The sequence below is a fragment of the Nocardiopsis sp. NPDC058789 genome, from assembly GCF_042745575.1.
GTDB classification, from domain to species: domain Bacteria; phylum Actinomycetota; class Actinomycetes; order Streptosporangiales; family Streptosporangiaceae; genus Nocardiopsis; species Nocardiopsis eucommiae.
This window is the reverse complement of record NZ_JBHYOW010000006.1, coordinates 197,015-209,345: the sequence shown is the minus strand read 5'-3', so window position 1 is coordinate 209,345 and position 12,331 is coordinate 197,015. Positions and strand designations below refer to the sequence as shown.

General features: G+C 71.8%; 9 protein-coding genes. 5 read left to right on the top strand and 4 right to left on the bottom strand.

The annotated features are described in order from the left end of the window. The first annotated feature begins 5 nt into the window (after nt 1-5). From nuoL to ACFW3L_RS10620, 4 genes are all read left to right on the top strand, one after another. Nucleotides 6-1,952, top strand: coding sequence for an NADH-quinone oxidoreductase subunit L (gene nuoL, locus ACFW3L_RS10635; RefSeq protein WP_378738666.1), 1,947 nt, complete (start codon nt 6-8; stop codon nt 1,950-1,952). Continuing rightward, nucleotides 1,953-3,587, top strand: a complete 1,635-nt coding sequence (locus ACFW3L_RS10630) for an NADH-quinone oxidoreductase subunit M (RefSeq protein ID WP_378738664.1) — start codon at nt 1,953-1,955, stop codon at nt 3,585-3,587. It abuts the gene before it with no gap. Then, complete coding sequence (gene nuoN, locus ACFW3L_RS10625) at nt 3,584-5,245, top strand: NADH-quinone oxidoreductase subunit NuoN (protein WP_378738662.1); 1,662 nt, start codon at nt 3,584-3,586, stop codon at nt 5,243-5,245. The genes ACFW3L_RS10630 and nuoN overlap by 4 nt, the downstream gene beginning before the upstream one ends. Before the next feature lie 140 nt (nt 5,246-5,385). Beyond that, nucleotides 5,386-6,390, top strand: coding sequence for a polyprenyl synthetase family protein (locus tag ACFW3L_RS10620; protein WP_378738660.1), 1,005 nt, complete (start codon nt 5,386-5,388; stop codon nt 6,388-6,390). A gap of 91 nt (nt 6,391-6,481) precedes the next feature. Here ACFW3L_RS10620 and ACFW3L_RS10615 read toward each other — a convergent pair whose 3' ends face one another. Next, nucleotides 6,482-7,504 carry a hypothetical protein gene (locus ACFW3L_RS10615; protein ID WP_378738658.1) on the bottom strand — a complete coding sequence of 341 codons (1,023 nt, stop codon included), beginning with the start codon at nt 7,502-7,504 and terminating at the stop codon, nt 6,482-6,484. Between the two features lie 231 nt (nt 7,505-7,735). On the opposite strand from ACFW3L_RS10615, the gene ACFW3L_RS10610 reads away from it, so the two are divergent. Further along, on the top strand, nt 7,736-8,812 hold the full coding sequence (locus ACFW3L_RS10610) for an FAD-dependent monooxygenase (RefSeq protein ID WP_378738656.1): 1,077 nt from the start codon (nt 7,736-7,738) through the stop codon (nt 8,810-8,812). A gap of 176 nt (nt 8,813-8,988) precedes the next feature. Here the strand turns inward: ACFW3L_RS10610 and ACFW3L_RS10605 are convergent, their stop codons facing one another. The 3 genes from ACFW3L_RS10605 to rarD all read right to left on the bottom strand — a co-directional run bounded on the left by ACFW3L_RS10605 (nt 8,989) and on the right by rarD (nt 12,329). Further along, nucleotides 8,989-10,269, bottom strand: a complete 1,281-nt coding sequence (locus ACFW3L_RS10605) for a hypothetical protein (RefSeq protein ID WP_378738654.1) — start codon at nt 10,267-10,269, stop codon at nt 8,989-8,991. Nucleotides 10,270-10,452: 183 nt separating this feature from the next. After that, nucleotides 10,453-11,304, bottom strand: coding sequence for a hypothetical protein (locus ACFW3L_RS10600; protein ID WP_378738652.1), 852 nt, complete (start codon nt 11,302-11,304; stop codon nt 10,453-10,455). A gap of 113 nt (nt 11,305-11,417) precedes the next feature. Continuing rightward, entirely contained in the window at nt 11,418-12,329 is a 912-nt protein-coding gene (rarD, locus tag ACFW3L_RS10595; protein ID WP_378738649.1) for an EamA family transporter RarD, read from the bottom strand. Nucleotides 12,330-12,331: the final 2 nt, after the last annotated feature.

The window sequence follows — 12,331 nt, the reverse complement described above, 5'->3', positions numbered from 1 at the left end:
TGGCAGTGACACAACATCACGCGTACCTCGCCGCCGATCCCGTGGTGGCGACCACGGCCGACAGCGCGGTGCTGTCGAACGCCTGGCTGCTGATCGCCCTGCCACTCGTGGGCGCGGCGATCCTGCTGCTGGGCGGGCGGCGCACCAACGGGTGGGGGCCGCTGCTGGCCACCGCCCTGCCGATCGGCTCCTTCGTCTGGGCGGTCCTCGCCCTGTTCGACCTCCTCGGCCGGAACGCGGCCGAGCGCTCCGTCTCCGTACCGGTCTACGAGTGGTTCGCGGCGGGTGACTTCTCCGCCCGGATCAACCTCCTGGTGGACCCGCTCTCGATCAGCTTCGTCCTGCTGATCACCTTCGTGGGCTCGCTCATCCACGTCTACTCGCTCGGCTACATGGCCGACGACCCGGCCCGGCGGCGGTTCTTCGCCTACCTCAACCTGTTCGTCGCGGCCATGCTCGTGCTGGTCCTCGCGGACAACTTCGTGCTGCTCTTCCTCGGCTGGGAGGGTGTGGGCCTCGCGTCCTACCTGCTCATCGGGTTCTGGCAGTACAAGCCCACGGCGGCCACCGCGGCCAAGAAGGCGTTCCTGATCAACCGGGTCGGTGACGTCGGCCTGCTCGTGGCGATCATGGTGATGTTCACCGTGCTCGGCGCGGTCAGCTTCAGCGACGTCTTCGCCGCGGTCCCGGGCGCCAGCGACGGCGTCCTCCTCGCGATCGGCCTGCTCCTGCTCCTGGGCGCCTGCGGCAAGTCCGCGCAGCTCCCGCTCCAGGCGTGGTTGCTGGACGCCATGGAGGGCCCGACCCCGGTGTCGGCGCTCATCCACGCCGCCACCATGGTCACGGCGGGCGTGTACCTGATCGTGCGCGCCGGGCCGATCTTCGAGGGCGCCCCGGTGGCGCAGACGGTCGTCATGACGGTCGGCGCCGCCACCATGATCGCGGGCGGCCTGATCGCCTCGGCCAAGGACGACATCAAGAAGTCCCTGGCCGGTTCCACCATGAGCCAGATCGGCATGATGGTGCTGGCCGCCGGGCTCGGCCCGGTCGGCTACGTCGCCGCCATCGCCCACCTGATCACGCACGGCTTCTTCAAGGCCGGGCTGTTCCTGGGCGCCGGTTCGGTCATGCACGGCATGAACGACGGCGTCGACATGCGCCGGTACGGCGGCCTGGCGTCGAAGATGCCGATCACCTTCGCCACCTTCGGCCTGGGCTACCTCGCCATCATCGGGGTCCCGTTCCTGTCCGGCTGGTGGACCAAGGAGAGCATCATCTCCGCCGCCTTCGGTATCGGCGGGACCGCCGGGGCGGTCTTCGGCACCGCGATCATCGCGGGCGCCGCGCTCACCGCCTTCTACATGTCGCGGATGGTCTTCATGACCTTCCTCGGAGAGAAGCGCTGGGACGAGGGCGTGCACCCGCACGAGTCGCCGGTGAGCATGACCGCACCCATGGTGGTGCTGTCGATCGGGTCGGTCGCCCTCGGCGCCTTCCTGGTCTTCGGCGACCGGTTCGCGGGCTTCCTCGCCCCGGCCATCGGCGCCGAGCCGCACCACTTCACCGTGGGCCACGCCTTCACCGCGCCCTACGGCATCGCCGCCCTGGTCGTGCTGGTCCTGGGCGTCGCCCTGGCCTGGTTCATGTACCTGCGCAATCCCGTGGCGCGCACCGCGCCCCAGGGCAACCTCGTCACCGACGCGGCCCGCAACGAGCTGTACGGCAACGAGATCAACGAGGGCCTGTTCATGCGACCCGGCCAGGTGCTCACGAAGGCGCTGGTCGTCATCGAGGACAAGGTCATCGACGGCGCGGTCAACGGGCTCGGTGCCGGGGTCGGAGACTCCTCCACCGGACTCGGCCGGACACAGACCGGGTTCGCCCGCACCTACGCGCTCACCATGCTCCTCGGCGCCGTGATCGTCGCCGCGACGCTGGTTGTGAGGTTCTAAATGCTCCCCTGGCTCACTCTCGCGATCGCGCTCCCAGCGATCGGCGCGGCCGTCATCTGGGCGCTGCCGCGCGTCAAGGCCCCGGCGGCGTCGGGCGGTGCCACGGCCTCGGCCGGCGCCGGGTCGGCCTCCGGCACGGCCACCGCCACCAAGGTCCGTCCCGCGACGGGCGGGGCGGCCTCGGCCGAGCCCGCCAAGCGCCTGGCCCTGGGCTTCTCCGTCGCGACCCTGCTGCTGGTCGTGGCGATGGCCCTGAACTTCGACACCTCCGGGGCGGGGGGCCTCCAGTTCGAGGAGGTCTACCCCTGGATCCCCTACTTCGGGGTCCACTTCGCGGTCGGCGTCGACGGCATCGCCCTCGTGCTGATCCTGATGTCCGTGATCCTCGTACCGCTGGTGGTCCTGGCCGCCTGGCGGGAACACGACGACCGGGACGACGGCGGGCGCGGCTACTTCGCGCTCATCCTCGCGCTCGAGGCGATGATGATCGGTGTCTTCGCCGCCACCGACGTCTTCCTGTTCTACGTGTTCTTCGAGGCCATGCTCATCCCGGTCTACTTCATGATCGGGCGCTACGGACGCGGCGCCGACCGCGCCAAGGCGGCCATGAAGTTCCTGCTGTACAGCCTCGCCGGCGGCCTCATCATGCTGGTCGCGGTGATCGGCGTGTACGTCATCGGCGGCACCTTCCTGTGGACGGAGCTCACCGACCCGGGCGGCGCCCTCGCGGCCGTCGACCCGGCCACCGCGCGCTGGCTCTTCCTCGGGTTCTTCATCGCCTTCGCGATCAAGGCCCCGATGTGGCCCGTGCACACCTGGCTGCCCAGCGCCGCCGGGTCGTCCAGCCCCGGCACCGCCGTCCTGCTGGTCGGCGTACTGGACAAGGTCGGCACCTACGGGATGCTCCGGTACTGCCTGGAGATGTTCCCCGCCGCCGTCTCGTGGTTCGTGTGGCCCGTGGTCGCGCTCAGCCTGGTCAGCATCTTCTACGGTGCGATCCTCGCGATCGGCCAGAGCGACATGATGCGCCTGGTCGCCTACACCTCGGTGTCCCACTTCGGCTTCATCACCCTGGGCATCTTCGCCCTGACCGAACAGGCCCAGGCCGGGGCCGCCCTCTACATGGTCAACCACGGGTTCGCCACCGGCGCGCTCTTCCTGATCGTGGGCTTCCTCATCGCCCGCCGGGGCAGCGCGAGGATCGAGGACTACGGGGGCGTCCAGAAGGTCGCGCCCAAGCTGGCCGGGGTCTTCCTGATCGCGGGTCTGGCCGGTCTGGCTCTGCCGGGCCTGGCCCCCTTCGTCAGCGAGTTCCTGGTGTTCGTCGGCGTGTACGCCTTCAGTCCGGTCCCGGCGGTCATCGCCGCGCTCGGCGTGGTCCTCGCGGCGCTCTACATCCTGTGGATGTACCAGCGCACGATGACCGGCCCCACCCCGGAGAAGCTGTCGGCGCTGCCGGACCTGTCCGGTCGTGAGACCTGGGCGGTCGCCCCGCTGATCGCCCTGATCATCGCGTTCGGCGTCTACCCGCAGCCCCTGCTCAACGTGATCAACCCCGCCGTCGAACGCACCGTGGAGGCCCCGGCCGACGAGGTGGCGGTCGCGGACGGCGACGCGGAAGGAGACGAGGAGTGATCCCCCTCAACCTCGCGGACGGGGCGCCCCCGGCGCTCCACGGAGTCACCGAGGCTCCACCGGTCCTGGACTGGTGGCTGCTCGCACCGTTCCTGGTGCTGTTCGGCGCCGGTGTGCTGGGCGTGCTCCTGGAGGCCTTCTGGCCCAAGGGGTCCCGGCGCACCGCGCAGATCGCCCTGGCGGCGGCCGCGCTGCTGGGCACGTTCCTCCTGCTGGTCCTCCAGGTGGAGGCGGTCGGTGACGGCACCACCATCGCCAACGGCGTGCTGGCCGTGGACCGGACGGTGCTCTTCTTCCAGGGCACCATCACCGTGCTGGCCCTGATCAGCCTCATGCTGATCGCCGAGCGGCGGGACGGCCGGGACGCGTTCTCGGCCCAGGCCGCCACGGTCCCGGGCAGCGAGGAGGAGCGCACGCACATCCTCGCGGGCTCGCAGCACACCGAGGTGTACCCGCTGGTGCTGTTCGCGGTGCTGGGCATGCTGATGTTCCCGGCCTCGAACGACTTCCTGGTCATGTTCATCGCCCTGGAGGTCATGAGCCTCCCGCTGTACCTGCTCTGCGGGCTGGCCCGCAGGAGGCGCCTGTTCTCGCAGGAGGCCGCGGTCAAGTACTTCCTGCTCGGCGCGTTCTCCTCGGCGTTCTTCCTGTTCGGCATCGCCATGGTCTACGGCTACGCGGGCTCGGTGAACTTCGGCGTGATCCGTCAGGCGGTGGAGTCCGGCGGGGCCGAGATCTTCCAGGACGGCAACGGCGAGCCGCTGCTGCTCATGGGCGTGGGCCTGGTCGCGATCGGCCTGCTCTTCAAGGTCGGCGCCGTGCCCTTCCACAACTGGAAGCCGGACGTCTACCAGGGAGCGCCGACCCCGATCACCGCGCTGATGGCCTCCTGCACGCTGGTCGCCGCCTTCGGCGCCCTGCTGCGGGTGTTCTTCGTGCCGTTCGGCACCTCGGCGGCGATCTGGGAGCCGATGCTGTGGACGGTGGCCATCCTGACGATGGTCGTCGCCGCGATCGTGGCCGTCACCCAGCGGGACGTCAAGCGGCTGCTGGCCTACTCCTCGGTGGTGCACGCCGGGTTCATCCTCACCGCCGTGGTCGCGGGCAGCGTCGAGGGCCTCGCGGGCGCCATGTTCTACCTGGCCGCCTACGGGTTCACCACGCTGGGCGCGTTCGCCGTCGTCACCCTGGTGCGCACCAGGGACGGCGGACAGGAGCTCGGGGACCTCGACCGCTGGGCGGGGCTCGGGCGCCGTTCGCCGGGGCTGGCCCTGGCGCTGTCGCTGTTCCTGCTGGCCTTCGCGGGTATCCCGCTGACCAGCGGCTTCATCGGCAAGTTCGCGGTGTTCGAGGCGGCCGTCGCGGCCGGGGCGACGCCGCTGGTCGTCATCGGCGTGCTCAGCAGCGCCGTCACCGCGTACTTCTACGTGCGGATCATCGTTGTGATGTTCTTCCGGGAATCCGAGGGCGAGGGTCCGACGGTGGCCCGTGCCGGAGTGCTCACCGGAAGTGTGATCACCGTGGGTGTGGCGGCGACCCTCGCGCTCGGAATCCTCCCGGGTGCCTTCCTTGACACGCTCCTGCCGTCCGGTGAACCGGGTCAGGAACCGGCCGCGGTGATGGTCGACCAGGTCACGGAGGTATCCGCCGACGAGTGAGTGCCGACCCGGGTGTGGCTTTGGACCTTCATTCCGGGTCGGATACCGTGGCAAGTCGGATCATGTTCATGTGCTGAGCGTGTGGTGGCCTCCTCCCGAGGGGGCCACCAGCACGCCCGTTCAACAGGTGGAGCTTTACGGTGAGCGGTGCTGTCCCGAGCGGTTTTCTCGCTCTGCCGAGAGTCGACCCGTCCCTCGCCCGGGAGGTCCAGGACGACCTGGAGAAGGTCGAGGAGTTGCTGAGGGAGTCGGTGCGGTCCAGCGACCCCATGCTGACCGAGGCCGCCTCCCACCTGCTGGCCGCCGGAGGCAAGCGCTTCCGCGCCATGCTGGTGCTGCTCGCGGCGCACTTCGGTGACCCCCGGGTCCCCGACCTCATCCCGGCGGCGGCGGTGGTCGAGCTGACCCACGTGGCCACCCTCTACCACGACGACGTGATGGACGAGGCGGAGCTGCGGCGGGGCGAGCCCAGCGCCAACCAGCGCTGGGGCAACACCATCGCGATCCTCACCGGCGACTACGTGTTCGCCAAGGCCTCCACCATGCTCGCGGACCTGGGCACCGAGGCGGTCCGGCTCCAGGCCGAGACCTTCGCGCGCCTGGTCCAGGGGCAGATCCTGGAGACCTCGGGGCCGCGCGACGGCATCGACCCGCTCGACCACTACCTCAACGTCATCGACGACAAGACGGCGTCGCTGATCGCCTCGTCGGCCGAGTTCGGCGGCATGTTCGGCAAGGTCGACCCGGAGACGGTGGGCACCCTGACCCGCGCCTGCGACGCCCTGGGCATGGCGTTCCAGCTGGCCGACGACATCCTGGACGTGGCCAGCGAGAGCGCCGACTCGGGCAAGGTCCCCGGAACGGACCTGCGCGAGGGCGTGCTGACGCTGCCGATGTTCTACGCGATGCGCTCGCGGGACCCGGCCGACGAGCGGCTGAAGTCGCTGCTGGGCCGCCCGCTGGGCGACGCCGAGGCGGAGGAGGCCCTGGGCCTGCTGCGTCCGCACCCGGCGATGGCCGAGGCCGACGCGACACTGCGCGGCTGGGCCGAGAAGGCCCGCGCGGAACTGTCCACCCTGCCGGACATCCCGGCGCGGGACGCCTTCCTGTCCCTGTGCGACTACGTGGTGGAGCGCTCCGGCTGATCCGCTCCGGAACACGTCGCGGGCCCCGCCCGGAACCACGGTTCCCGGCGGGGCCCGCGTGCGTGTGTGTGGGCGGACCGGGCGCGGGGGCTCAGACGGCGGGCAGCGGGACGCCCAGCCTCCTCCGGGTGCGCGCGTACTCGGCCGCCGGGTTCCGGGCCATGTGGCCCCACAGGTTGCCCTGGCCGTGGGGGACGACGGTCCCGGCCCGTTCGAGGACGGCCGCCGCGCGCTCGTCCTCGAAGCACAGGGCGAGCGCGGAGCCGAAGGCGTGCGCGTCGCGGGCCACCAGGGGGTAGTCCGGATCGCCCTCCAGCCAGCGGTCGGCCGCCGCGACGATCTCCGCCGTCACGGCCGTCTCCGTGTAGTGGATCGTGAGCAGGTCGCGCGTCTCGCCGACGGTCTCGGCCTCCTGCTCCCTGATCCAGTAGAGGGCCTTCTCGTAGTGGGCCTGGGGGACCAGGACCAGGGAGCGGTCCCCGGCGGGGGCCTCCCGGACCACCTCCCGCGCGAAGGCGAACATCTGCTCCTCCGAGCCCGACCACTTCCGGCTCAGCACCTGGAGCCGGGACTCCAGGGAGGCGTGGTGGCGCGGGTCGAGCGCGACGATCCGCTCCCACAGGTGGTCCAGCTCCTCGCGTGCCATGCCGGACCCGAGCCCGTACCACTGGAGCTGGTCGAGCGCGGTGGGGGTCAGGCTCATCCGGGCCGCGTACGCGAGCGGCTCGAAGGCCGGGGCCAGCGTCTCCCGGAAGCGCTCGAAGCGGTCGTGCCCGACGTCCTTGGCCCACCGGCCCGAGCGGATCGCCCAGGCGGCCCTGATCCGTGTGACGCCCGCCCACATGAGCAGGTCCGGTTCCGGATCCGGCTGGTCCATCCCGGCCTCCAGGGTGCCGAGGAGCGCCGTCCCCTCCTTGGAGAGCAGGTGGAGGCGCAGGGCGCGCAGCTGGGGGTCGTCCACGGACAGGAGGGCCAGCCCAGAGGCGACGTCGCCGTCGAGGACGACGGGGAGTGCCGCGGCGAGTTCCGGGTCGTGCCAGGCGTCGCCGTGGGTGAGGCCGTGTCTGCGCACGACCTGATCATCGCTCCGGCCGAGGAGCTTGCTGAGAACCATGTCCTGATTCTTGTGCGCCCGGAAGGGGACGAACGCGGCCTACGGGATCGAAACGGCAACGTTTGGGGGCCGGAGGGGTCCGCGACCGACGCCACCCGTCGGACGGCCCACTCTCCGTGACGTGACCCCCGGCCCGAAGGTCGGGACCGTGCCGTGCCCTCGGAGGAGACGTTGACAGTGATTTGAACGTACGTACAATCAAACCACCGAACTCGTCCTCAGGAGGCCGACATGACCCCAGTACGCGTCCTCGTCTCCGGCGGAGGCATCGCCGGCCCCGCGCTGGCGTACTGGCTGCGCCGACACGGCATGCGTCCGACCGTCGTGGAACGGGCACCGGCGGTGCGGGACGGCGGTCACCGCCTCCAGATCGAGGGGCCCGGAGTCGGGGCCCTGTGCCGCATGGGCCTCCTGGACGAGCTCCGGGGACTGGGCGTCCCCTCGCCCGAAGGGATCCGCCTCGACTACGGGGGAGGCCGGGGAGCGGTGATCCCCGGAGTGTCCACCCTCGTCTCCGGGGAGCCCGGGCTCGTGCTCCGCAGGGGGGACCTGTGCACGGCGCTCCACCGGCACGTCCGCGATGACGCCGAGTACCTGTTCGACGACTCCGTGACCGCCCTCCACGAGTCCGACGACGGCGTCACCGTGAGCTTCCTGAACCGGGAGCCGCGCGTCTTCGACCTCGTCGTGGGCGCGGACGGCACGCACTCCCACCTCCGCTCCCTGGTCTTCGGTCCGGAGGACCGCTTCCGGCGGTACCTGGGCACCAACCTGGTCCTCTTCGACGTCGACCGTCACCGGACCCCCTCCGACCACGTCGTCGGACACGTCCGATCCGGGCGGGGACTTCTGCTCGCACCCCTGCCCGACCCCGCGCGCGAGGAGTGCACGGTCCTCACCAGGGACCGCGCACCCGTGACCGACCCCGAGACGCACCGGAGGTCGCTGCGGGAGCGCTTCGCGGGCGACGGCGCGGCGACGGATCGTGCCCTGGCGGCCATGGACGAGGCCCCGGCGGTGCACGTGGCACCCAGCGCGCAGATCCGCATGGACACCTGGACCCGGGGCCGGGTGGCCCTGCTCGGGGACGCAGGCTACTGCCCCGACCCGATGACCGGCCAGGGAAGCACCCTCGCCCTGGTGGGGGCGTGCGCGTCCTCGGCGGCGCGATCGTCCGGGCGCGCGGCGACCACCGGGTCGCCCTCCCCGCCTACGAGCGGGCGATGCGCCCGTTCGTCGACGCCAACCTGGCCATGGGCGGCACGAACACCGGGCTGGTCGCACCGGACACCGGCCCGACCGGGCTGAGGGCGCGCTCATGGGTCCTGCGCGGCCTCACCCGGCTCTCCTCCCTCGTCGGGACCCCACCCGGGATGCGGCGGGCCTACGAGTTCCCGCTCGGGGAACACGTCCCGCACTGAGCGGACACGACGGCGGCGCCGCCCCGGTGCGTGGGGCGGCGCCGCGATGTCGGTACGGGAGGACTACCTCACCAGGGGGAGGGCCTCGGAGCCCGGCAGGTCCATGAAGGTGGGGTGCTGGACCATGCCCTCGGGGGTCTCCTGCTCGGCGGTGCCGCCGTCGATGGAGACGAGGTCACTGGTGTCCAGGTCGTTGAGCAGGTCCGTGCCCCGGCTCAGGCCGTTGACCAGGTCCTCGGCGGTGGTGGTGTCGATGCCCTCAGCCACCTGGGGCAGACCGGCGTCGGCCAGCGGGCCCTGGAGGGAGACCGGCTCCGCGGAGCCGAGGTCGGACGCACCGGCCGCCAGGGCGTTGGTCAGGTCGGTGACGCGGGGAGCGTCCGGGGCCTCCGCGAGGGTCATGGGGGCCGTGGGGGAGCTCTGCGGAACGGTGGTGAGGTCGCGGTCCTCCCAGGCGCGGTTCCCCACCATGCCCAGGACCTCCTCCTCCCCGAGGTTCACGTAGTTGTCGGCGGTCAGCTCGGTGGACTCGACCACGTCCTGGATCTGGCCCGGGGTCTCCAGGCCGAAGGCGGCGGCCAGGTCCCACACGTTGGGCGCGGTGAGGTCGGCGCCCTCCGGCGGGACGGCGGCGCTCGTGTGGACGGGCGTGGGCCGGGGCTCGGACAGGGCGGTGACCGGGTTGAGCTCTTCCAGCACCAGGGCGTTGTCACCGGTGAGCTCGGTGACGTTGCCCGTGACGTCGTCCAGGGAGGGCGCCTCGCTCAGCTCGGGCAGGCGGCGGTCCTCCAGGCTGGGGAGCTGGGTGGTGTCCAGCTCGGGCAGGACCAGCATCTCGTCGCGCAGGTCGGCGACTGCCTGGACCGTGTGGGGCAGCACCTCGGTGGCGGTGGACTCGGTGGTCGTGCCCGCCTGACGGGCGGTGCCCTCCACGGCGGTCCCGGCGTCCTGGGCGGTGGACTCCAGGTGCCGTCCCACGGTGTGACCGACGGTGTCGTGCGGGTCGCCGTCAAGGCCGGTGGCGTCCTGCGTCCTGGTGACGGTCTCGGAGAGCCGCGACTCGGGGAGGACGGCGCCCAGGTCGGGGGCGGGCTTCTCGGCGTTGGCGGTCTCCTGGAGCTCGGCCAGCGCGCGGTCGGCTATCGGGGTGACGCCCTCGGGGGCGAGCGTGTTCACGGTCGGGGCCACACCCTCGACGAGCGCGCGCTCGACGACGGGCGAGAGCGCCTCCGCCGGGGTGGCCAGCGCCTCGGCTCCGGCGACGCCGGCGCCGAGGGCCACGAAGCCCGCGGTGCCCGTGACGAGGAGTACGGCTCGGGCGGAGAAGCGCTTGGTGTGCGTCATGGTTTTCCTTCCCTGGTGAAGCTCTGGATGAACGGGACGGCCGGGCGGCCGTGGGGAGCCGGGGCGGACCACCGGCTGACGTGAATCACGTGAACGAGGGCACGGGACTCAGGTCAGCTCCCAGGAGAAACGTGCTGGGAACGGTCCGGGGGCGCCTCAGGGCGCCCGGGGCGGGACCGTTCGCTAGTCCGGCGAGACCGTGAGGTCGTCGGCCGGGTCGGCGGGCACGGTGTGCAGCCGGTGCGCGGCCAGGCGCACGGCGTCGGCGGTCGGCGCGGGAAGCGGCGCCGCCGTGAGGTAACCGGCGACGGAGGGCACGGGGGCAGGTCCGTTGGCGGTGGGCGCGGGCGACCCGGTGGCGGGCTGCACGCGCTGGTGCTCGGAGACGCCGTCGGCGTCCTCTCGCTCGGAGCCGGTCGGGTCGGAGCCCGGGGCCGTGGTGGCCTGGTGGGAGGCGGTCGTGGGCGGCACGGGTACGTCGCGGCCCTCGGACCGCTCGGCGCGCTCGGAGTCCGCGTCGTCCTCGGCGGCCCGGTCCCCCTTGGTCTCCTCCGGGGCGTCCGCTTCACGGGAGGCACGCGACTCGGAGAGCGGAGGTCCCTGAACGAGAGTGCGCTCGACCGTCTCCTCGCGGCGGTCGATCTCCGCGACGAACCCGCGCACCTCGGCCACGGCGGGCTCGGGCAGGCTGACGGCGGCCTCCGCGGTGTCCGCGGTGCCCTTCTCCAGGCGCTGGTGCACGGTGCCGAGGGTCGTGGCCACCGGCTCGGTGACCTCCTCGGGCACGATGCCCAGCCTCGGCGCCCCGCCCAGCCCGAGGGCCTCGCCCGTGGCGGAGGCGGTCTCGGAGACGGGGGTCCCGAGGGCGCCCGCGCCCAACGCGCTGGTGTCCGCCTGGGCCGGTGCGGCGCCGAAGAGCCACAGCACGGCGAGGAGGGCGCCCAACAACAGAGGCAGGCTGATCGCGGAGGGCACCACCGCGCACACGGCCGAGGCGGCACGGAGCGTGCCGGTTCGGCTGGTGCGAGGAATCAAGGGGGCCCTCCGGGACGTGTGACCAGGTCGGGGGCGGGACAGAGCCCGGCCCCACGACCTGACGTTAGCACAGTGTCACTGAGGGTAGTTTTGTTTGACCGAAACCGCCCGGGTCAGGGTCTGACGGCCTCACGACGGGCCGCGGCCCGGGCCCGCGAGCCGCGCACCTGGTCGAAGACGAAGACGCACACCGCCAGCCAGACGAAGACGAACCCGATCCACCGGCTCAGCGGCATCTCCTCGCCCTGGACCAGCCAGCCGATCAGGAAGATCATGGTCGGCGCGATGAACTGGAGCATGCCGATCACGCTGAGCGGCACCTTGCGGGCCGCCACCCCGAACAGCAGCAGCGGCAGCGCGGTGACGAACCCGCCGCCCACCAGCAGCGCGGTGTGCCCGGGCGAGACCGACAGGGCGGTGCCCGCCCCGGTGGCCTCCAGGTAGACGACGAACCCCAGCGCCGGCAGGAACATCACCAGCGTCTCGACCGTCAGGCTCTGCATGCCGTCGAGGCTCACGTACTTTTTCACCGCGCCGTAGGCGGCGAACGAGGTGGCCATCAGCAGTGAGAGCCACGGGGTGGAGCCGTAGGCCACGGTCATCACCCCGACCGCCACCACGCCGAGCCCCACCGCCACCCACTGGGCGGCGCGCAGGCGTTCGGAGAAGAGGACCACGCCGAGGCAGACCGTCATCAGGGGGTTGATGAAGTAGGCCAGCGAGGCCTGGAGCGTCTGGGCGGAGGAGACGGAGTAGATGAACCCCCACCAGTTCAGCGAGATGAGCACCGCGGCCGCCCCGACCGGCAGCAGCTGCCGGGGGTTGCGCAGCACCTGGGGCAGCCAGGACCAGCCGCGCCGGGCCAGCAGGAGGAACACGCACATGGCGAGGAGGGCCCACACCATGCGGTGGGCGAGGACCTCGGCGGGTTCCGAAGCGGAGAGAAAGGGCCAGTAGAGGGCGGCGAAGCCCCACATGAGGAAGGCGGTCGCCCCGAGGGCGACACCGCGGTTGGAGTCCGACACAA